The organism is Neisseria sp. KEM232, from assembly GCF_002237445.1.
Classification (GTDB): Bacteria; Pseudomonadota; Gammaproteobacteria; order Burkholderiales; family Neisseriaceae; genus Neisseria.
The window spans coordinates 1,347,098-1,368,468 of sequence record NZ_CP022527.1; the positions used below are offsets into that span (position 1 = coordinate 1,347,098).

The 21,371-nt window shown below is 60.0% G+C and carries 20 protein-coding genes; 7 read left to right on the forward strand and 13 right to left on the reverse strand.

What is annotated here, in order from left to right:
• Positions 1-32: 32 nt before the first annotated feature.
• The gene (gcvH, locus tag CGZ77_RS06700; RefSeq protein ID WP_009425618.1) at positions 33-416 is read right to left on the reverse strand and encodes a glycine cleavage system protein GcvH; all 384 of its coding nucleotides are present in this window, start codon (positions 414-416) and stop codon (positions 33-35) included.
• 141 nt (positions 417-557) lie between these two features.
• On the opposite strand from gcvH, the gene CGZ77_RS06705 reads away from it, so the two are divergent.
• Positions 558-917, forward strand: a complete 360-nt coding sequence (locus CGZ77_RS06705) for a hypothetical protein (RefSeq protein WP_036495741.1) — start codon at positions 558-560, stop codon at positions 915-917.
• Positions 918-980: 63 nt separating this feature from the next.
• Here CGZ77_RS06705 and CGZ77_RS06710 read toward each other — a convergent pair whose 3' ends face one another.
• From CGZ77_RS06710 to CGZ77_RS06725, 4 genes are all read right to left on the reverse strand, one after another.
• Entirely contained in the window at positions 981-2,450 is a 1,470-nt protein-coding gene (locus CGZ77_RS06710; protein ID WP_009425616.1) for a DUF3360 family protein, read from the reverse strand.
• Between the two features lie 251 nt (positions 2,451-2,701).
• Positions 2,702-3,838, reverse strand: a complete 1,137-nt coding sequence (locus CGZ77_RS06715) for a class I SAM-dependent methyltransferase (protein WP_009425614.1) — start codon at positions 3,836-3,838, stop codon at positions 2,702-2,704.
• Between the two features lie 81 nt (positions 3,839-3,919).
• Positions 3,920-4,735 (reverse strand): 4-hydroxy-tetrahydrodipicolinate reductase, encoded by an 816-nt coding sequence (gene dapB / locus CGZ77_RS06720; protein WP_009425613.1) that lies wholly within the window; start codon positions 4,733-4,735, stop codon positions 3,920-3,922.
• Between the two features lie 12 nt (positions 4,736-4,747).
• Complete coding sequence (locus tag CGZ77_RS06725) at positions 4,748-5,134, reverse strand: outer membrane protein assembly factor BamE (RefSeq protein WP_009425612.1); 387 nt, start codon at positions 5,132-5,134, stop codon at positions 4,748-4,750.
• A gap of 133 nt (positions 5,135-5,267) precedes the next feature.
• On the opposite strand from CGZ77_RS06725, the gene fur reads away from it, so the two are divergent.
• The gene (fur, locus tag CGZ77_RS06730) at positions 5,268-5,717 is read left to right on the forward strand and encodes a ferric iron uptake transcriptional regulator (RefSeq protein WP_009425611.1); all 450 of its coding nucleotides are present in this window, start codon (positions 5,268-5,270) and stop codon (positions 5,715-5,717) included.
• 334 nt (positions 5,718-6,051) lie between these two features.
• On the opposite strand, the gene CGZ77_RS06735 is transcribed toward fur, so the two are convergent.
• The 4 genes from CGZ77_RS06735 to gluQRS form a co-directional block, all read right to left on the reverse strand.
• Positions 6,052-6,555: a GNAT family N-acetyltransferase gene (locus CGZ77_RS06735; protein WP_094031051.1), complete on the reverse strand. Its 504-nt coding sequence runs from the start codon at positions 6,553-6,555 to the stop codon at positions 6,052-6,054.
• 10 nt (positions 6,556-6,565) lie between these two features.
• Positions 6,566-7,096, reverse strand: a complete 531-nt coding sequence (locus CGZ77_RS06740; RefSeq protein ID WP_009426827.1) for an isochorismatase family protein — start codon at positions 7,094-7,096, stop codon at positions 6,566-6,568.
• 109 nt (positions 7,097-7,205) lie between these two features.
• Positions 7,206-8,423 (reverse strand): bifunctional glutamate N-acetyltransferase/amino-acid acetyltransferase ArgJ, encoded by a 1,218-nt coding sequence (gene argJ / locus CGZ77_RS06745; protein WP_036496457.1) that lies wholly within the window; start codon positions 8,421-8,423, stop codon positions 7,206-7,208.
• Between the two features lie 144 nt (positions 8,424-8,567).
• Positions 8,568-9,464, reverse strand: a complete 897-nt coding sequence (gluQRS, locus tag CGZ77_RS06750; RefSeq protein WP_009426825.1) for a tRNA glutamyl-Q(34) synthetase GluQRS — start codon at positions 9,462-9,464, stop codon at positions 8,568-8,570.
• 382 nt (positions 9,465-9,846) lie between these two features.
• Between gluQRS and CGZ77_RS06755 the strand changes: the two genes are divergently transcribed.
• From CGZ77_RS06755 to CGZ77_RS06765, 3 genes are all read left to right on the forward strand, one after another.
• Positions 9,847-11,895, forward strand: a complete 2,049-nt coding sequence (locus CGZ77_RS06755) for a TonB-dependent siderophore receptor (protein WP_094031052.1) — start codon at positions 9,847-9,849, stop codon at positions 11,893-11,895.
• 121 nt (positions 11,896-12,016) lie between these two features.
• Positions 12,017-13,420 carry an ABC transporter ATP-binding protein/permease gene (locus tag CGZ77_RS06760; RefSeq protein ID WP_094031053.1) on the forward strand — a complete coding sequence of 468 codons (1,404 nt, stop codon included), beginning with the start codon at positions 12,017-12,019 and terminating at the stop codon, positions 13,418-13,420.
• A 136-nt stretch (positions 13,421-13,556) separates the two neighbouring features.
• Positions 13,557-14,048, forward strand: a complete 492-nt coding sequence (locus CGZ77_RS06765; RefSeq protein ID WP_232304405.1) for an ATP-binding cassette domain-containing protein — start codon at positions 13,557-13,559, stop codon at positions 14,046-14,048.
• A 655-nt stretch (positions 14,049-14,703) separates the two neighbouring features.
• Here the strand turns inward: CGZ77_RS06765 and CGZ77_RS06770 are convergent.
• From CGZ77_RS06770 to CGZ77_RS06785, 4 genes are all read right to left on the reverse strand, one after another.
• The gene (locus CGZ77_RS06770; protein WP_009426817.1) at positions 14,704-16,554 is read right to left on the reverse strand and encodes a ribonuclease catalytic domain-containing protein; all 1,851 of its coding nucleotides are present in this window, start codon (positions 16,552-16,554) and stop codon (positions 14,704-14,706) included.
• 154 nt (positions 16,555-16,708) lie between these two features.
• The gene (dksA, locus tag CGZ77_RS06775; RefSeq protein WP_009426816.1) at positions 16,709-17,125 is read right to left on the reverse strand and encodes an RNA polymerase-binding protein DksA; all 417 of its coding nucleotides are present in this window, start codon (positions 17,123-17,125) and stop codon (positions 16,709-16,711) included.
• Between the two features lie 186 nt (positions 17,126-17,311).
• Complete coding sequence (proC, locus tag CGZ77_RS06780; protein ID WP_009426814.1) at positions 17,312-18,106, reverse strand: pyrroline-5-carboxylate reductase; 795 nt, start codon at positions 18,104-18,106, stop codon at positions 17,312-17,314.
• 63 nt (positions 18,107-18,169) lie between these two features.
• Complete coding sequence (locus tag CGZ77_RS06785) at positions 18,170-18,871, reverse strand: YggS family pyridoxal phosphate-dependent enzyme (protein ID WP_009426813.1); 702 nt, start codon at positions 18,869-18,871, stop codon at positions 18,170-18,172.
• A 130-nt stretch (positions 18,872-19,001) separates the two neighbouring features.
• Here CGZ77_RS06785 and CGZ77_RS06790 point away from each other — a divergent pair, with 130 nt between their 5' ends.
• On the forward strand, positions 19,002-20,039 hold the full coding sequence (locus CGZ77_RS06790; protein ID WP_036496460.1) for a type IV pilus twitching motility protein PilT: 1,038 nt from the start codon (positions 19,002-19,004) through the stop codon (positions 20,037-20,039).
• 20 nt (positions 20,040-20,059) lie between these two features.
• Positions 20,060-21,295 carry a PilT/PilU family type 4a pilus ATPase gene (locus CGZ77_RS06795; RefSeq protein WP_094031054.1) on the forward strand — a complete coding sequence of 412 codons (1,236 nt, stop codon included), beginning with the start codon at positions 20,060-20,062 and terminating at the stop codon, positions 21,293-21,295.
• Positions 21,296-21,371: the final 76 nt, after the last annotated feature.

The following is a 21,371-nucleotide window of genomic DNA, read 5'->3' on the forward strand; positions in this document are numbered from 1 at the left end:
AACAGGATGCAGGCCGTCTGAAAGGGGCGGTGTCAGCCTGCCAGTTCGGCGTATTGCTCTGCAGTGAGCAGGGCGTTGTAGTCGGCGGGGTTGTCGGGTTGGATTTTGAAGAACCAGCCTGCGCCGTAGGGATCGCTGTTGGCGGTTTCGGGAGCGGAGGCGAGGGCTTCGTTCACTTCGATGATTTCGCCGGCAATCGGGACGTATACGTCGGAGGCGGCTTTGACGGATTCGACGACGCCGGCCTGGTCGCCGGCGGCGAGTTTCGCGCCGGTTTCGGGCAGCTCGACGAACACGATGTCGCCCAAAAGTTCCTGCGCGTGGAAGGTAATGCCGACGGTGACGGTGCCGTCTTCTTCGCGGCGCAGCCATTCGTGGCTGTCGACATATCTGAGTTCGGCGGGAATGTTGCTCATGGTTTGTCCTCCGGTTAAGGGTTAAGAATTGTTTGGGTGTGTAAGGATAGCAGGCTTGCCGTGCTTTGGGAATATCGGCATTTAACGCGGGACGGGTGCATAATGCGGCAGGCATCCGCCGTTTTACGCAGGAGAAAAGCGATGAAAAAAATGTTGGTTTTGACCGCCGCGCTGTTTGTGTCTTCGGGTGCGGGGGCGGTCGATTATCTGATCAGCGGCGAGAAGAGCGAGCCGCCGGTTATCATCATCCACGAGCCCTACGGGCGCGGGCGCTATATGCCTTATCCGCCGCCTCCGCCGCCGCGTCCGTATTTCCGCGACGACAGCGGCAGCGGGCAGTCGATCAGGTTCGGCCAAAACACCATCCGTTTCAGCAACAGCCCGCCGGATACTGTCGAGAGCCGCAGTATTGGCGGCTACGGTTATTATGAAGACGCTTATCCGCCGCCGCGCCGCTACCGTCCCGCGCCGCCGCCGCGCGCTTATTATTGGCGGCGTTAGAAGCGCTTTTGTGCCGTATGAAGGCCGTCTGAAAAGTTTCAGACGGCCTTTTGCTTTACGGGTTTACAGCTGTCGGAAGTGCGGCAGGAAGGCGGGAATGCCGGGCAGCATGCCGACCGCGCCCATGGCGGCGCAGAGAATGACGAAGCCTGCGGCGGGCACGATAACGCGGCCGACGAAGCCCAATCCGGCGCTGCGTTCTTTGCAGCCGATCAGGCCGAGGTTGTCGAGCAACATGGTGAGCGACCAGCCGAACACGGGGTTGACCAGCGCCGAGGAGAAAACGACGATGGCGGCGGACTGGGTGGTTTTGCCTTTGCGCGTCATTTCCATGCCCGCTTCAAGCAGGGGAACATACACGCCGACCACGAGCGCCACGCTCAATACGGGCTGCCACACGGCCAAGTCCATCGGGTAGCCCCAAATGCCTGCCGTGATGCAGAAGAGGGCGGTGAGAATGGCGCCGGCGGGAATCGGGCGCTTGGCGATGGAGGCGGGAACGATGTATGTGCCCCACGATGAAGTGAAGTTCGCGCCGCCGAGGAACGAGCCTGCGGCCTGGCGCACGGCGCAGCTGACCATGGTGTCGTCGATGTTCATGTGCGCTTTTTCCGCTTTTTCGGGATAGCTCAGTTTTTGGAAGACCTGGTGGCCGAGGAAATCGGGCGACCACATGGCGACGGCGAGCACGGCGAAGGGGAAAACGACGAGGAAGCTGTCGGCCGTCGGCCAGCCGAGCATCCAGCCCGTGTTTTCACCCCACCAGTAGGACGGGCTCATCGGCGGCAGGCCGGGTGCGGTTTTAAACGAAAAAGGTGCGCCGAGGACGAAGGCGGTGACGCCTGCCAAAAGGCAGCCCAGCGGCACGGCCAGCCAGCGTTTCTGCCAGTGTTCGAGCAGGGCGTAGAGCACGATGGTGCCCAGTATCACGACGAAGGCGATGTGCGGCATGCCGAAGCCGCCTGCCCAGTCGAACAGTTTTTTCACCTGCCCCGTCGTGCCGATAAAGCCCAGATAGAGCAGCAGGCCGCCGCAGACGCCGTTGCCCGTCAGCTTCGCCATCAGGCTGCCGCCTTTGGTAATGCCGAGGATGAAGCCGAACAGGGCAATCAGGATGCCGAAGGCCAGCGGGTGTCCGCCTGCGGCGACTATAACGGGAATCAGCGGAATCAGCGGGCCGTGCGTGCCGGGCAGGTTGGCGGTGGGCAGGAAAAAGCCCGACAAGAGCAGGATGAACAGCGAGGCGATGAGCAGCTCGTAGCGCACGTTTTCCAAAATAAAGCCTTCGGGCAGCCCCAAGGGGCCGGCGAAGGCGGCGGCCACCGCGCCCACCATCACCACTTTGCCGATGGTGCCGGCAAACGCGGGAATCAGGTCTTCCCATTCGAAGCGGAAATCGCGCAGCGGCAGGTTGGCGCGCCAGCGCTTCGGTTGCAGGATTTCCAGTTCGTGATCGAGATAGGCTTCGCGGGTGGCGAAGTCGGAGGCGGGTTTGTGTAATTGCGAATAGCTTTTTTCGATGGTCTCACTCATATTTTTCTTCTCCGTTTGTCTGTTTCAGACGGCCTGCCGCGTTTGCATGGAGGCCGTCTGAAAAGCAGTATAGTTAATTTGTGTAATCGCGTGTAATCCAAAATGGTGATGGCAGCCATCAGTTAAACGGAAGGAGACGGATTTTTCCGATGGAAAAGAATGATATAAAAAACAGGCCGTCTGAAAACGAATGCATGGATTGGTTAAGAATCCATACATTCGTTTTCAGACGGCCTTTTCGCGGCGGAGGTTTACAGCGGGCGCAGGCGGTAGAGGGTGGTGGTTTCGCGGCTGCGGGCGAAGGCGAGCGGGTCGGACGGGTCGGCGGCTTTGGCGTGGGCGGGGCGGGTGTGCAGGGTTTCGACTAGGGCGAGGGAGGCCGTCTGAAAGAGGGCGGACAGAAGGTCGGGGCTGCGCAGGCCGAGGTGTTCGGCCAGGTCGGACATGACAAGCCAGATTTCGCCGCCTTCGTTCAGGTGCTGCCGTGCGCCGCCGAGAAAGCCGCGCAGCATGGCGTGTCCGGGGTCGTAGAGGGCGGTTTCGACGGCGGAGGTGGGTTTGGCGGGCAGCCAGGGCGGGTTGCAGACGATGAGGTCGGCGCGTCCGGCGGGGAAGAGGTCGGCGGCTTCGACGGCGATTTGCCGCGCGAGGCCGAGGCGGGCGGCGTTGGTAGCGGCGCAGGCGAGGGCGCGGGGGTTGTTGTCGGTGGCGGTGATGCGGGCGATGCCGCGTTTGGCGAGTAGGGCGGCGATTACGCCCGAGCCTGTGCCGATGTCGAAGGCCGTCTGAAAGTGCGGGGGGAGTTCGGCCTGCATGACGAGGTCGAGATATTCGCCGCGCAGGGGGGAGAAAACGCCGAAGGGAACGTGGATGCGGCCGCCGAGGGCGGGGATGTCGACGCCTTTTTTGTGCCATTCGTGCGCGCCGATAAAGCCGAGCAGGAGATTTAGGGGCAGCAGGAAGGGGGCGTTGTTGGCGCTGTCATAGACGTCTGCGAGGGCGGCGCGGATGTCGGGGGCGCGGGACAGGCCGAGGGTGAAATCCGTGCCGATTTCGACGGCGAGCATATTGGTGAGGCGGCTTTGCTGCGCTTGTCGCAGGCGGTGGCGGTGGAAGGCGGCGGCGGGGTCGGCGTTTGGCGTGTCGGCCTTTGGTTTGCGTTTTTCAGACGGCCTGCCGCCGCGCAGGCGTTTTTTCAGGGCGGCGAGGATTTGTTTGCCGTTGTGGAAGTCGCCGGTAAAGACGGTGGCGGTGTCGGCACGGGCGTTTTGCAGGACGGCGGCGGCGTTGGTTTCACGCAGGAAAACGGCGTTTTTCGGCGGTTTCTGCGTGCTTTCGCTGCGCCATTCGCAGGCGGTATTGCGGTCGGTGGGGATTAGGGGGTTCATGGCAAAGGCCGTCTGAAAAGGGTTGGGAGTGTTTAAGGCCGTCTGAAAACGGGGTTTCAGACGGCCTCTGTGCAGCAATTTTTATTGTGAAGTGTTTTTCAAACCGAGTACGTCCTGCATATCGAAGAGGCCGGTTTTTCCTTGTGCCCAGACGGCGGCGCGTACTGCTCCGGAGGCGAAGGTCATGCGGCTGGAGGCTTTGTGGGTGACCTCGACGCGCTCGCCGTCGGCGGCGAAGAGGGCGGTATGGTCGCCGACAATGTCGCCGCCGCGCACGGTGGCAAAGCCGATGGTTTGCGCGTCGCGCTCGCCGGTGTGGCCTTCGCGGCCGTAAACGGCGCATTCTTTGAGATCGCGGCCGAGCGCGTGGGCAATCACTTCGCCCATACGCAGGGCGGTGCCGCTGGGGGCATCGACTTTGTGGCGGTGGTGTGCTTCGATGATTTCGATGTCGTAGCCTTCGTTTAACACGCGGGCGACAGTGTCGAGAATGTGGAATGTGAGGTTGACGCCTACGCTGAAGTTGGCGGCAAAGACGATGCCGATTTTTTCGGCGGCCGTCTGAATGGCGGCTTTGCCCGCGTCGTCAAAACCGGTTGTGCCGATAACGATGTTGGTGCCGTGGGCGACGCATTTTTGCAGGTGGGCGAGGGTGGACTCCGGGCGGGTGAAGTCGATGAGTACGTCGCTTCGGGCAATCACGGCTTCGGCATCATCAGTAATGGTAATGCCGGTGTTGAGGCCGAGTGCGTAGCCTGCGTCGCGGCCGAGCGCGGGTGAGGCGGCGTGTTCGAGTGCGCCGCTCAATACGGTATCGGGGTGTTTGTTTACGGCTTCGATTAAGACGCGCCCCATGCGGCCGTCTGCGCCGGCAATGGCGATTTTCAGGGGATTCATGGCGCTCGCTCCTTATTGTTGCGGCTGTTGTGCGGCGGCTTGGAGCTGCTCGCGGGCGTAGTCGACGGCGTTGCCTTCGGCTTTGACGAGGCGGTCGTTTTCAAACCAGACAGTGAGGTTGCGCGTTTCGGCCTGGTTGATGATGCCGTTGCGGCTGATTTCGTAGGTGTAGTCCCAGCGGTTTTGGTGGAAAGCGGAGCGTAAGAGCGGCGTGCCCAGCAGAAGCTGCACTTGGTCGCGGCTCATACCGGGGCGCAGGGAGGAGACGGCGCGTGCGTCGAGCTGGTTGCCCTGAATGACTTTCAGTTTGTAGGAGGGAAAATGGGAAACCCGCTCGGACGAGCAGGCGGAGAGGCTGAAAAGTGCCGTTGCGGCCAGCAAAACTGCAAATTTGTTCACGGATTGAACCTTTCCGAATGGGTGGGAGGGGCAGTATGACACAACAAAATTCTCATTTGAAAATTTTTATCATTCTGCTAGTGGGCAAAGCCGTTAAAAGTGCGTATTATAGCGGCAATTACGTCACTAAGGTATGAACGGTATGGAAAAGACTATAGACAGCAATGTAGCTCAACTCAGGGACAACGGCCTGAAAGTCACCGGCCCCCGCTTGAAAATCCTCGATTTGTTCGAGAAACACCCCGACGACCACATGAGCGCGGAAGATGTGTACCGCGTGCTGCTGGAAAACGGTATCGAAATCGGCGTTGCCACGATTTACCGCGTGCTGACCCAGTTCGAACAGGCCGGCATCCTGCTGCGTCACCATTTCGAAACCGGCAAGGCGGTGTACGAACTCAACACCGGCGGCCACCACGACCACATCGTCTGCGTCAAATGCGGCGCCGTGGCCGAGTTCCACAGCGAGGAAATCGAAGAGTTGCAGGACAGAATGGCCGAAGAACACGGCTACCGCATCGTCGACCACGCGCTTTATATGTACGGCGTGTGCGGCAACTGCCAAAAGAAGGAAAAACGCTGATTTGATTCGGCGCGGCGGCTCGGATTGCTCGACTGAGGCCGTCTGAAAATATTTGTTTTGGTTAACTATACAAAAAGGCCGTCTGAAATCCGAATTTGGTTTTCAGACGGCCTTTCGTGTCGTATGTAGGGTGTGTCGCCCGCAGGCGACGCACGCGGTTTGCGGATTGGGCAGAAGCCTTCCGACGAAATCTGCCGAAACATCGGGAAACGCGTGCGTTGCGGAGCGACACACCCTACGCATCGGCGGAAAAGTATAAGGCCGTCTGAAACCATGTCTTATGGGCTTTCAGACGGCCTTTTTGCGTTTTTTATCGGATACGTCCGTGCGCTTTTCAATCCACCACTTTTTTCCCCAGCAGCACAACATCGGCGCTGATGCCGTCGAGGTCGCACACTTGCGGCAGCCTACCCCATTCTTGGAAGCCGAAGGAATGGAACAGGCGGATGCTGGCGTGGTTGTGGCCGAAAATAAGGGCGATGATGTTGCGGATGCCGAGCGCGGGAGCCTGTTCCAGCATATGGCGCAGCAGGATTTTGCCGACGCCGACGCCGCGCATGTCGTGGCGGACGTAGATGCTGATTTCGGCGGTGATGCGGTAGGCTGCGCGCGGGTAGTAGTCGGAAAACGCGCCCCAGGCAAGGAGGGTGTCTGTTTCGTCTTTCAGGACATACAGCGGGCGGTTGCCGCCGTGCGCGTCGAGCCAGCTTTGGCGGCTTTCGGAGGTGGCGGGGCTGAGGTCGGCGGTGGATTGGCGGCTGTCTATAGTGCTGTTGTAGATGTCGACGATGGCGGCCAGGTCGTCCTGTTGCGCTTGGCTGATGCGGTAGCGGTGCATTTCAGACGGCCTAGCGCACAAGTTGCGAAACGGTTTTGAAGGCGGGGTGTTTGGCGTCGCGCATCAGGGCGAAGAGCAGGCTTTCGCTGTTGCCGACGGTAACGCCGGCCGCGCGCATTTGTTCGAGGCCGTTGGCTTTGTTGGCGGGGTTGCGCGAGGCGGCGCACTCAAAGGGCAGGTAGACGTTCAGCCCCTGCGCGCGCCAGTCGAGGGCGGTTTGCAGGATGCAGATGTGGGTTTCCGCACCGATAAGGATGACGTTTTGCGCCTGTTTTTCGCGGATGAAGTCTGCCGTGGCGGGGGCGGCGGAAAACAGGGTTTTTTCGGCGACGGGTGCGTCGGGCAGCAGCAGGCGGACAGCAGGCAGGGTGCCGCCGAGGCCTTTGGGGTATTGTTCGGTAATCATCATCGGCACGTTTAAGGCCTGCAAGCCCTGTATCAGCAGGCGGCAGGCGGCGGTGAAGGCTTCGCTTTCGTGCAGGGCGGGGGCGAGGCGTTCTTGGATGTCGACGACAATGCAGACGGTGTTTTTGGGGGTCATTTTGCTTCTCCTTTGTTTGCGGGTTTTTCAGACGGCCTTTTGCTTTGAGGCCGTCTGAAAACACAGTTTACAGGCCGTCTGAAAGCTTTTCAGACGGCCTTAAAACAGTTTATGAGCGGTATTCCGCATTAATGCGGACGTATTCGTGCGTCAGATCGCAGGTGTAGACGGTGGCGGATTCGCGGCCGCGCTGCAGGTCGATGCGTACGCTGATTTCGGCTTCGTCCATCACGCGCTGCGCGGCTTCTTCGCTGTAGCTTTCGGCGCGGCCGCCGTTTTCGGCAACGAGCACGTCGCCCAGCCACATTTTCAGTTTGTCCTCGTCGAAGGGCACGCCGGCGTAACCGGCGGCGGCGAGCAGGCGGCCGAGATTGGGGTCGGAGGCGGCGAAGGCGGTTTTCACCAGCGGCGAGCGGGCAACGGCGTAGGCAATTTGCTTGGCTTCTTCGCGGCTTTCGGCGTTGTCCACGCGGATGGTGACGAATTTGCCCGCGCCTTCGCCGTCGCGGACGATGGCCTGCGCCAGTTCGAGGGCAAGGCTGCCGAGCAGTTCTTTCAGCTGGCTGTAGCGCGGGTCGGCGATGTTGTCGATTTCGCTCTGGCCGCATTTGCCGGTGGCGATGATAACGAAGCTGTCATTGGTGCTGGTATCGCCGTCTACCGTGATGCAGTTGAAGCTTTCGTCGGCGATTTCCTGCGTCAGCAGCTGCAAAACGGGCTGGGAGACTTTGGCATCGGTGGCGATAAAGCCAAGCATGGTGGCCATGTTGGGATGGATCATGCCCGAGCCTTTGGCGATGCCGGTGGCGCGGACGGTGTGGTTTTCGCCGACGCGGCCTTCGCGCGAGGCGGCTTTGGGCATGGTGTCGGTGGTCATGATGGCGCGGGCGGCGTCGAGCCAGCCTGCGGGGGCAACTTTGGGCAGGGCGGCGATGATGCGGTCGGAAGGCAGGGTTTCGAGAATGACGCCGGTGGAGAAGGGCAGCACCTGGCCGACGGCGCAGCCGACCTGTTCGGCCGCCGCTTCGCACACGGCCAGCGCGCGGTCGATGCCGTCGGCGCCCGTGCCCGCGTTGGCGTTGCCGGTGTTGACAACGAGGGCGCGCACGCCGTCGGCGTCGAAAAGGTGGCGTTTGCAGATGCGCACGGGCGCGGCGCAGAAGCGGTTTTGCGTGAACACCGCGCCGACGGTGCAGCCGCCCGCCAGCACCATCAGGGTGAGGTCGTCGTGATGCGGCTTTTTGATGCCGGCCCGGCCGGTGAACACGCGGATGCCGTCGATGGGCAGCAGGCTGTCGGCGGCGGGCGTTTGGTAGTTGACGGGCATTTTGTCCTCCTTTGTTAAACGGTTATAAATCAGGTAAGCGATTATGAACGTTTTTGTGGTGACAGGAAACCGAAACGGCAAGAGGCCGTCTGAACGCGCCAAAACGGCTTTCAGACGGCCTCAAAACCTTTCGTCCGCGTTTTTTCAGACGGCCTCCGTGCATATCGCGCCGCGCGGCACGTTTTGCAGATTCCAGTTTGCCGCCGCCCAGTCGAGCAGGTCGCGCGGCTTGTCCACGGGCGGCGCGGGCGGCAGATTGAGATAGGCCGACACCTGCCGCAGCCATTCTTCGCGCCGCGCCAAATCCAGCGCGGGGGCGAGGGTCTGTTTCGACCACTTCTGCCCCCGCGCGTTCACCAGAAGCGGCAGGTGCGCGTATTGCGGCGTCGGCACGCCCAGGCAGCGTTGCAGCCAAATCTGGCGCGGTGCCGACACCAGCAGATCCTGGCCGCGCACCACGTGCGTTACCCCCTGCGCCGCATCGTCGGCCACCACCGCCAGCTGGTAGGCCCAAAAGCCGTCGGCGCGCAGCAGCACGAAATCGCCGATGTCGCGCGCCAAATTCTGCGCGTAATGGCCGACAATGCCGTCGTCAAAACCGATTTCCCCATCCGGCACGCGCAGCCGCCAGGCGGGCGTTTTGCCGTTTCCAGACGGCCTCTGCACCGCATCGCGGCAGCGGCCGCCGTAGACAAAGCCGTCTACCCCCGGCCGCGCCTCCGCCTGCCATTGGCGGCGGCTGCAATAGCAGGGATACACCGCCCCCGCCGCTTTGAGTCCGGCCAAAGCCGCTTCGTAAACGGCATAGCGGCGGCTCTGGTATTCGACCGCTCCGTCCCACTCGAAACCGAAGGCTTCCAGCGTGCGCAAAATATCGTCGGCCGCGCCCGCCACCTCGCGCGGCGGATCCAAATCCTCCATCCGCAGCAGCCAGCGGCCGCCGTTTGCACGCGCATCGGCATAAGACGCCAGCGCCGTCAGCAGCGAACCGATGTGTAAAAGCCCCGTCGGACTGGGGGCGAAACGGCCGGTGTAAGCCATCTGAAAACTCCGAAGCCGCCCGCAGGCGGCAAAACAGCGAAAACCGTTACATCCGCGCAACGTTATGGCGGCGGAATGCGCTTGTGTCAAAAAAAATCAAAATGATAACGGATTGCGACGCGTATAATCCGCCCGCTATTTTAACCCGTGTTTACACATTAACATCAGGACAATCATGCTTCACAAACATTTCAAACTCAGCACCATCGCCGCCATGATTATTGCGGCAAATGCCGTTTACGCGCAATAAAACACTACCATCCCCCAATCCGAAGCAGATAATGCTAATGCCGTATCTTCTTCCGCCATCGAAACCGTTACCGTCACCGCGCAAAACCGCTCCACCCGCACCGAAAACCGCAATTCCTACACCACCTCCGCCATGCGCACCACCACCGGCCTGGCGCTATCGCCCAAAGAAACGCCGCAGTCGGTGAGCGTGATTACCAAGAAGCAGATTGATGAGCAAGGTATTTCCCGTATGGAAGATGCGCTGCGCAAAACCACAGGCATCAATGTTGTAGCCGACGGCGGCCGTTACCGCTACCAGTCGCGCGGTTTTTATATCGACCAGATTGAAGAAGACGGCATTTCCTCCACCGTACCCGGTGCGTCCACCAATATGTATCAAGACGCGCAAAGCATGTCCGATCTGGCGCTTTACGACCATATCGAAGTGGTACGCGGTGCTACCGGTCTGACCCAGGCCAACGGTGCGCCCGGCGGCACGATCAACGCCACGCGCAAGCGCCCGACCGCGAAAACACAAATCCAAGCCGAAGCATCGGTCGACCGCTTCGGTACGGTGCGCACGATGGGCGACGTATCCGGCAGCCTGAACGAAGCGCACACCCTGCGCGGCCGTGCCGTCGCCCTGCTGGAAAAAGACAACAACTTCAAAGACGATGTCGACGGTAAAAAAGGCCTGATTTACGGCATTCTTGAAGCCGACGCGGGCGACAATACAAAAATTACCTTCGGCCTTTCCCATCAGAAAAAACACGAAACATTAGATCCTTCCGGTCTTTTGCTGTCCAAAACAGGCCAAGACCTGCATCTGCCGCGCGATACTTTCCTTGCTGCCGGATGGAATAAAGGCAAATTCGACAAAACCAACGTATTCGGCGAAGTCGAGCACCAATTTAACGACAATTGGAAGCTGACCGGCAAACTAGCCTATACCCACAACAAAAGCCATCAGGAATTGGGCACGCTGGCCAGCCGCCAAAGCACCGACAGCGACTACCAAGCCCGTATCGGCATCCTCAGCAAATACTTCGGCAGCAGCAACCTGTATGACTTCAGCACCAACCTGACCGGCAAATTCCATGCTCTCGGCCGCAGCCACGATGTATTCGTAACCTATTCCTACTCCAAGGAAAAAGGTGATATGCGCAATATCGATGCCAAAAAAGACAGCACGCTGGTTTATGATTTACGCACCTTCCGTCCGAGCGACATCGCCTATCCCGACTGGAACAACAAAAGCTGGGACGGCATAAGCGACACCCTGTTCGTTACCCATATGCTCTCGGCCGGCGTACGCTTCAATCCGCTGGAGCAGCTGCACATTCTTGCAGGCGGCAGCTATGCCAAATTCAAGAGCCATTATGTGGAAAACGCCACCCGCGCCAACGGTTCGCTCTACAACGAAGACACGCTGACCGAGCAAAAACATTTCACCCCTTATCTCGGCATCACGTTCGACGTTACACCCAACCAAAGCCTGTACGCCAGCTACACCAGCATCTTCAAACCCAGCTACGGTAAAAAAGACAAGCAGGGCAACCAGATCAAGCCCAAAACAGGCAACAACCTCGAAATCGGCTGGAAAGGCGCATGGTATGCCAACCGTCTGAATGCCTCCGTCGCCCTGTTCCAAATCGACGAGAAAAACCGCCCGCTGAACATCAGCAAAGCGCAGGCGCAGGCCGAAGACCCCAGCGCGACACGCGGCTATTCCATCCCCTTCGGCAAAGTGCGCAGCCACGGCTGGGAAGCCGAAATTTCCGGCAAGCTGACCGACAACTGGCAACTGTTTGCAGGCTATACCTTCAACACCAGCAAATACAAAAAAACCGAATCCGCATCACTGCCTGAAGGTTTGAATTTCAGCACTCACACGCCCAAACATATTTTCCGTCTCTACACCAGTTACAAACTGCCTGTAGACAGCGGCAAATGGCAGATTGCCGGCGGCTTGGAAAGCCAGAGCAAAACCCAAAGCTCGCGCGGCATTAAGCAAGGCGGCTACACCCTGTGGAACGCCAACCTGCAATACAGGCCGTCTGAAAACGCCACCGTCAGCCTGATCGGCAGCAACCTGACCAACAAACGCTACTATCAGAACCAGGCCAACCGCAACGTTCTGGCAGGCAACTACTTGGGCGAGCCGCGCAATATCACGCTCAAATTCAACTACAAGTTCTAAACCCGCAGCAAAAGGCCGTCTGAAACCCGTTTTCAGACGGCCTTTCCCCATAAAACAGCAAACAAATCCGCCCGCCGCATCTTTTCAGACGGCCTCAACGCCGCCGCAAACACAATCAAACATGAAAACCCTCCGCCGCTTCCTTGCCCTTGCCGCCCCCTTCTGGCTGCGGCAAAACCCCTGGTACAACTGGCTGCTCTTGGCCGCCGTGGTCGGCTTCTCGCTGGTCATCGTCCGCGTCGGCGTGCTGATTACCGACTGGAACAAAACCTTCTACGACGCCCTGGCCGCCTTCGACGGCCGCGCCATGCCCGCGCTGATACTCGAATACCTCGTTTACATCACCCTCGTAACCGCCTTCGTCGCCTGCGGCAACTGGCTGCGCAAAGTCCTGCTTTTCCGCTGGCGCGAACACCTCACCGGCCAATTCCAAACCGACTGGCTCGGCGGCCACAAACACTACCGCCTGCAACTCACCGGCGAGCCCGACAACCCCGACCAGCGCATCGCCGAAGACATCGCCCTGCTGTCGGAAAAAAGCATAGACCTTTTCAAATACTTCATTATGAACGCCGCCAAACTCGGCGCCTTTATCGAAATCCTGTGGCAGCTCTCCGGCGTGCAAACCTTCGTGCTGTTCGGCCACAGCATCACCGTCAAAGGCTATCTCGTCTGGATTGCGCTCGCCTACTCCGCCGCCTGTACCCTCATCACCCACCTGATCGGCCGCAAACTGCAACCGCTGAACATCGAGCGCCAGCACCGCGAAGCCGACTACCGCGCCACCCTGCTGCGCGTGCGCGACCATGCCGAACAAATCGCCCTCTACCACGGCGAAAACGCCGAACAAAGCCGTCTGAACGCCCGTTTTGCCGCCGTTAAAAACAACTGGCTCAGCCTGATACGGCGCGAGTTCTACCTTGAAAGCTTCTCCGCCGCCTACCTGCGCCTGTCGATGTTCATCCCCATCATCGCCACCCTGCCCATGTACCTCGCCCACAGCATGAGCTTCGGCGACATGATGAAAGCCCGCAGCGCCTTATCCAACGTCCAAGACGGCTTCGGCTGGTTTATGGACTACTACAAACGCATCATCGAATGGGCGGCCGTTGTCGAGCGTCTCGCCCACTTTCAGGCTGCCCTCGAACAAGTCCCCGCCGACAGCAGGCAGCCTGAAACCCTTGCAGACGGCCTGAACAGCGTAGGTCGGATTCCCGAATCCGACACCGCGCCCAATGCAGGCGAAACGTCGGATACAAGTATCCGACCTACTCAGCTTTCAGACGGACTTTCGGGATGTGTGCCCGCAGACACGCACGCGCTTACAGAAACCGCCAATCCCGCCAGCCAATCCGTCCCCTCCCCCGCCCGCGGGGGAGGGTTAGGGGAAAATCGCCGACACACCCGCAAACCCTGTTTCTGCCGAAACCACACCCCCACCCCAACCCTCCCCCGCGCAAGCGCAGGGGAGGGGGCAGGTTTCAGACGGCATCACCAGCAGCCTGAATACCCAAAAGCAGCCTGAAAACTCCAACAGCGCCCCGCCGCTGCTCGCCATCCGCGCCTTAAACCTGCACACCGCCGAAGGCCGTCCGCTGCTCTCCGGCCTCAATCTCCAAGCCGCCGCGTGCCAATGGCTGCTGCTCGACGGCCCCAGCGGCATCGGCAAAACCACCCTGATGCGCACCCTTGCCGGCCTGTGGCCCTACTATTGCGGCAGCTTCATGCTCGGCAGCCGCCGCAGCCTGTTTCTGCCACAACGCCCCTACCTGCCGCAGGACACGCTCTACAAACTTATCTGCTACCCCGACGCACCGCAAGATAGCAGCCGCGAAAGCACCGTTGCCGACGCGCTGGAAAAAGTCAGCTTAGGCCGTCTGAAAGAACATCTGCACCGCGACGACGCCTGGTACAAAACCCTCTCCGGCGGCGAACAGCAGCGCGTCAGCATCGCCCGCGCCCTAATCGCCCGCCCCGACATCCTGTTTCTCGACGAAGCCACCAACCAGCTCGATGACGCCTCCGCCACCGCCCTGCTGTCCGTACTCAAAACCGAGCTGCCCGACACTCTCGTTATCGGCATCAGCCACCAACCGCCGGTAAAAGCCCTGTTCGACCGCCGCGAAGACTTGGCCACGTTTGCGGAAAACTGAAAGCAGCCTGAAAGCCGTTTTGCGGCTTTCAGGCTGCTTGTGATTGTGATGCTTATACGGGCGGCCGTCTGAAAATTTTTTAGGCTGCTTTTGGGCGTTCAGGCTGCCTGTGAGGCCGTCTGAAACCTGCTCCCTCCCCGCTAGCGGGGGAGGGAACCGGATTCGTGGTGGGATTGGCGGTTGCAGCGGTTTTATCGGATTCGAGAATCCGACTTGCGTCGTTTAGGCCGTCTGAAAGCCCAAATCGGAATTTTCAGATGGCCTCCGCTTTTTATCCGCAAAGGCCGTCTGAAAATAAGCACCTTTCCTGTAACCTTCAAAAAAGCTTCCCTTTTGCGCGGAAATGACGCCGTTTGGGCGGATTTGAGGCTTTGCCAAGACAGGAGGCCGTCTGAAAATTTTTCAGGCTGCCTTTGGATTTTCAGGCCGCTTTGGAGGTTGTCTGAAACCCGCTCCCTCTCCTGCGCTCGCGCGGGGGAGGGTTGGGGTGTTGTTTCGGCAGAAACAGTGTTCGCGGACAGGTATGCGCTTTGTACCCGCCCCGGCCTTCCCCCGCAGGCGGAGGAAACGGATTGAAGGCCGTCTGAAAAAACACAGGCCGTCTGAAACCCCGAATCAGGGTTTTCAGACGGCCTGTTGCGTGTTGCCGGGCAGGTCAGACTACGGCGTTGAGATAGCTCAGGGCGATAAAGCGTTTTTCCGTATCGAGGCCGGTGATTTTCAGTCTGACGGTGGTGCGCGGCGGCAGTTCGAGCGGGATGCCGGTGGCACGGGTGACGAGGGGCAGGCCGTTGATGCGCACGAGGTCTTCTTTTAATACGACGGCTTCGAGTTCGGCGGCCTGCTGCTGTTGCAGCCAGACGAGGCTCCAATAGTGTTCCATCTCGCGCTGGAAGTCCTGATAGGCGGTGTAGGCGGTGTCGAAGTCGCGCAGTTCGGCGAAGAGGGCGGCGTCGTTGCCGGTGTAGCGCGGTGCGGCGGCGGGGTCGATGAGCGACAGGAGCTGTTTTTGGTTGACGTAGTCGGCGGCGCGGCGCAGGGGCGAGGTGAACCAGCCGTAGTGTTGCACGCCCATGCCGACGTGCGGCTCGGAGCGGGTGCTCATGCGCACTTTGCCCAAGGCGGGCTGGACGCGGAAGAGGCCGCCCAAATCGGCTTCGTCGAGCATCTGCGCCCAGGTGCTGTTGGCGAGTATCATCATTTCGCTCACCAGTGTGTCGATGGGCGAGTTGCGCTCGCGCACGGTTACGGCAACCCGGCCGTCGGCAAGGATGTCGATGCCGTAGTCGTATTGTGCGGGGCGGTCGGGCTCGTATTTGCCGCGCTGTTTCTGCAATTCGACGGCCAGGCGGTAGAACCAGGCCATGTCGTCGTGGTGCGGGAAGGCTTGGCCGCCTTCTGTGCCGGTGTTGCGGTTGAAATGCGGCTCTATGGTTTGGATACGCAGGTTGTCGGCGATGAAGACGCGCTCGGTTTTGCAGACGGGATTGGATACCCGGAAGTGTTCGTCTACGTCGAAATAGATGCTGACGGCGGGTTGGGTTTTGCCTTCGTCGAGGCTGAATGCGGCAATCCAGTTGTCGGGCAGCATGGTGATTTTGCCGCCGGGGAAGTAGGCGGTGCTCTGGCGCTTGAAGATGATGCGCTCGATTTCGCTGTCGGGCGCAACGGCGAGGGCGGGGACGGCGATGTGGATACCGATGCGGCGGCGGCCGTCGGGCAGGGTCTGCACGGAGAGGGCGTCGTCCACTTCGGTGGTGGATTCGTCGTCGACAGAGAAGGCGGCAACACCTTCGGCTGCCGGCAGTTCGGGCAGCGGCGGCAATTCGGCGGCGGGCGCCTGCGTGCCTTCGGGGAAGTGTTGCAGCTCGAAGCCGTCGAGCAGGTATTGCGGCAGGGAGGTGACGGCGCCGGTTTGGCGGGCAAGCTCGTAGGGGCTGAGTTTGAGGGCGTCGGCGGCTTTGGCGAAGGCTTTGTAGGTGAGCGCCTGTTTGTCGGGCGCGTGCAGGATGGTTTTCAGGTCGGCGGCGATTTCAGACGGCATTTCTTTGTTTTTCAGCCTCGCTATCCAGCCTTCCATCATTTCGTCCTGCTGTTTTTTGCGTTCGACGGCCGCCAGTGCCTGTTTCAGGGTTTCGGCGGGCGCGGCTTTGAACACGCCTTTGGCTCTTTTGTAGAAATACATCGGCGCGGCGTAGAGGGCGACGAGGGTGGCGGCCAGCTCGTGTTTGGTCGGGGCGTGGCCGAAATATTCGGCGGCAATGTCGGCGGCGGAAAATTCTTCTTCGCCGCAGGTTTCCCATAAAAGATCGGTGTCGATTTGCGCCGCTTCGGCCTGCGCGCGTTCGAGGAAGGCGGCGGCGTCGCCGTCGAACTCGGCGAACACGTTGGCGGCTTTGACTTTGGTGCGCTTGCCGTGCAGGGTGTCGGCCTGGTAGGTGGCGTCGTTTTTCTGCACGACGGCGGCCACTTTGAACTGGCCTGATTCTTCGTAAAAGATGTTCATGGGTTGTGTCTGCGGACGGAAAAGGGGCGGATTATATAGTGGAATGAATTTGCACGCCTACGCCCGATCTTGCGGCAAGCGGATGCGCGAAGGCCGTCTGAAAAGCGGGCGCGGCGGCAAACCCGGCTTTTCAGACGGCCTTTATCGGAGGGAATCAGTCGGCGAACTGTTTTTTCATGCGTTCGCGCCGCTCCTGCGCTTCGACGGACAGGGTGGCGGTGGGGCGGGCAAGCAGGCGTTTGAGGCCGATGGGTTCGCCCGTGTCCTGACAGTAGCCGTATTCGCCTTCGTCGATCAGGCGCAGCGAGGCTTGGATTTTGTTCAGGAGCTTGCGTTCGCGGTCGCGGGTGCGCAATTCGAGGGCGTATTCCTCTTCCTGCGTGGCGCGGTCGGCGGGATCGGGGGCGGTTTCGTGCTTTTTCAGTTCGGCGGCGGTGTCGCTTGCGTTGTCGATCAGTTCGTCCTGCTGTTTGACGAGCAGTTCGCGGAAAAACGCGAGCTGGTCTTCGTTCATATAGTCATCTTCCGGGCCGTTCCAGTTGATGATGTCTTGTTCGGTCAGTTTGGCCATTTTGCTTCTCGTGCTGATTGTTCTTCGGAAAGTGCCGTGTTTTCAGTGTGCTGCGGCACGTCGTGCTGAAAAAAAAAGCAACCCGTCGAAAACGGGTTGCACATCATAGCATGAAACAAACGGCGCTCCGCCGTTTTTCGTTTCGCTTACATTTTTACGGAACAGGTTTGCAGCCGTTTTCAGATTTCAGACGGCCTCAAACTGCCGCGCCAGTTCGCGCGAACGTTCGACACAGGCTTCGACGCCTGCGGCAATGGATTCGGCGACATGGCGCTCTTTGAAGGTTTCGACGGCTTCGTGGGTGGTGCCGCCTTTGGAGGTGACGTTTTGCCGCAATAGCGAAAAATCTTCGCCCGTCTGCGCCGCCAGCGCCACTGCGCCCCGGAAGGTGGCAAGGCTGAGTTTTTTTGCGTCTTCGCGGCTGAAACCCTGCTGTTCGGCGGCGGTTTGCAGGGCTTCGAGCAGATAGAAGACATAGGCCGGGCCGCTGCCGCTGATGCCGGTGATGCGGTGCATGCCGTCTTCGCTCTCGAGCCATACGGTTTGGCCGACGCTGTTCATGATGCGTTCGGCGGTGTCCCTGTCTGCCTGCGGCAGGCCGTCTGAAAACAGGCCGGAGATGCCCATGCCGATTTTGGCCGGCGTGTTGGGCATCACGCGCACGATGCGCCGCGTGCCGCCGAGCCAGGCCGACAGGGTGTCGATGCCCAAGCCCGCAGCCACCGACAACACCAGCGCGCCGCCCGTGTTCACGCCCGCGCAGGCGGCCTGCATATCCTGAGGTTTGACAGCCAGCACCAAAACGTCGTCCGCGCCCAAGTCGGGCAGGCTCTCAGACACGCTTGCGCCGAGCTCTGCCGCCAAACGCTCGCGCGTCTCTTGGCTGCGGTCGGCAAGGTGGACGCGGTATCCGCCCTGTTTCACCAGCCCGCCGGCGATGGCGGAAGCCATATTGCCGCCGCCGAGAAAATAGATGTTCATGTTTTACTCCTTTATGGTTAAGCGTATCTGCTTAGGTGCCGTTGAGGCCGTCTGAAAAGGGTTTCAGACGGCCTGCGGATATTCCCGCCGCCCGAATATCGCGCTGCCGATGCGGACATGGGTTGCGCCGCAGGCAACGGCGGTTTCCATATCGCCCGACATCCCCATCGACAACACGTCCGCCGCCACGCCCGCCGCGTTCAAATCGGCCAGCAGCCCGCGCATGGTGTCAAACTGTTTTTTCAAAACCTCTTCGTCCGCGCCCGCCTCGGCCACACACATCAAGCCGCGCACTTTGATATTGGGCAGCTTGGCCACCTCAACAGCCAGCGCAACCGCCTCTTCGGGCGGCACGCCGTGTTTGGCCGCTTCGCCTGCAATATTCACTTCGATGCACACCTGCAAAGGCGGCATTTCAGACGGCCTCTGTCCGCTCAAACGGCGCGCGGTTTTCAGACGGCCTATGGTGTGCACCCAGTGGGCGCGCTCGGCCACCTGCCGCGTTTTGTTCGACTGCACGTCGCCGATAAGGTGCCAGACAATATCGGGCAAACCGGCCAGCTCTTCGGTTTTGCCAAACCATTCCTGTATGTAGTTTTCGCCGAAATCGCGCTGGCCTGCGGCATACACTTCGCGGATGTCGGCGGCGGGAAAGGTTTTGGACACGGCCACCAGATGCACGCTTTCAGACGGCCTCTGCGCGCGCTGCGCCGCTTCGGCAAGCCGCCGCACGGTCTTTACATAGTTCTGTTGCAGGGTTGACATGATTAGATGGTTGATTTGGAAGTTTTTTTGAAATTTCCGCAGATTTGCATGGAATAAAGCGGCGTTCTTATTTAAAATGCAGCGTTATTTTTTGCAAGAAATTGTAACTGAAAAAGACAAAGGCCACATTATGCAGATTACCGACCTACTCGCGTTCGGCGTGAAAAACAAAGCATCCGACTTACACCTCTCCGCCGGCCTGCCGCCGATGATCCGCGTGCACGGCGACGTGCGCCGCATCAACCTGCCGGAAATGAATGCCGAGGAAGTCGGCCACATGATCACTTCCGTGATGAACGATTTGCAGCGCAAAAACTACCAGCAAAACCTGGAAACCGACTTTTCCTTCGAGCTGCCCAACGTCGCCCGCTTCCGTGTCAACGCGTTCAACACCAACCGCGGCCCGGCCGCCGTGTTCCGTACCATTCCCAGCAAAGTGCTGACACTGGAAGATTTAAAAGCGCCGCGCATTTTCCAAAAAATCTCGGAAAACCCGCGCGGCCTCGTGCTGGTAACCGGCCCGACCGGTTCGGGCAAATCCACCACGCTGGCGGCGATGATCAACTATATCAACGAAACCCACTCCTCGCACATCCTCACCATCGAAGACCCGATCGAGTTTGTGCACGAGAGCAAAAAATGTCTGATCAACCAGCGCGAGCTGCACGAACACACCCACAGCTTCGCCAACGCCCTACGCTCCGCCCTGCGTGAAGACCCGGACGTGATTCTTGTGGGCGAGATGCGCGACCCCGAAACCATCGGCCTCGCGCTCACCGCCGCCGAAACCGGCCACTTGGTATTCGGCACCCTGCACACCACCGGCGCGGCCAAAACCGTCGACCGTATCGTCGACGTATTCCCCGCAGGCGAAAAAGAAATGGTGCGCTCCATGCTGTCCGAATCGCTGCGCGCCGTGATTTCGCAAACCCTGCTCAAAACCCGCGACGGCCAGGGACGCGTCGCCGCGCACGAAATCCTGATTTCCACCGCCGCCGTGCGCAACCTGATCCGCGAAAACAAAATCGCCCAAATCGGCTCGGCGCTGCAAACCGGCCAGCAATACGGCATGCAGACGCTCGACCAGTCATTGCAGGCTCTGGTGCGCACCGGCGTCATTTCCCAAGAAACCGCCCGCGCCAAAGCGCAAAACGCCGACTTTATGTAAACGGATAACGGAGAAAAAACATGAGCGACATCCCGCAAAACCTCGACGGCCTGCTGAGCGAAATCGTGTCCGACTATTCGGGCAGCGACAACCCGCACATCGATCAGGAAAGCCCTGCCGCCATCGGCCAGCACCTGCATCCTATTCTGGCGCGCATGTGCGAAGAAGCCGAAAAACGCGGCGCATCCGATATTTTCATCAGCTCGGGCTTCCCGCCTTCGGTAAAAATCGACGGCAACCTCATTCCTGTGCCGCTGCCCGCGCTGACTGCGGCCGACACCGAAAAAATCGTCGCCTCCACCATGAACACCGCCCAGCGCGAGGAATACCTGCGCAACCACGAAATCAACTATTCCGTGCAATCCAAGGGCAACGTGCGCTACCGTGTCAATTCCTACCACGAACAAGGCCGCTGCGGCCTCGTCATGCGCCGCATCAACACCGAAATCCCCTCCGTGGAAGACCTCGCCCTGCCGCTCAAACTCAAAGAACTCGTCATGCAGAAACGCGGCCTGCTCATCCTGGCGGGTGCGACCGGCTCCGGTAAATCCACCTCCATGGCCGCCATGCTCGACCACCGCAACCGCAACCTGCCCGGCCACATCATCACCATCGAAGACCCCATCGAGTATCTGCACGTCCCCCGCCGCTCCATCATCACCCAGCGCGAAGTCGGCATCGACACATCCAGCTGGGAAGTGGCCGTACAAAGCGCCATGCGTCAGGCGCCCGACGTCGTCTGCGTCGGCGAGGTGCGCGGCATCGAAAGTATGGAATACGCCCTGCAACTGGCGCAAACCGGCCACCTCTGCATCTTCACCATCCACGCCACCACCGCCAACCAAACCATCGAGCGTATCATGAACCTGTACCCCGAAGAGCGGCACAAACAGGTGCTCATCGACTTGGCGATGAACCTCGTCGGCATCATCGGCCAACGTCTCGTCGTCAAAAAAGGCGGCAAAGGCCGCACCGCCATCGTCGATTTGATGATCAACACCCCCGCCGTGCAGGATTTGGTATTCAAAGGCGATTTGATGGGCATCAAAGAACTGATGACGCGCGGCCAAGGCGACGGCATGCAAACCTTCGACCAGCACTTGTTCGACCTCTATGTCGCCGGCACCATCGACTACGACGAAGCCATCCGCCAGGCCGACTCCGCCAACGACCTGCGCCTGCGCATCCAGCTCTACGAAGAAGGCAACAAGCCCGACCACATCTTCGACCGCGTCAGCGACCTCAACCTCATCTGACACGGATGCTTTTCAGACGGCCTGCCCCGCGCAGGCCGTCTTTTTTGTGTAAACAGAGGCCGTCTGAAAACCTGCT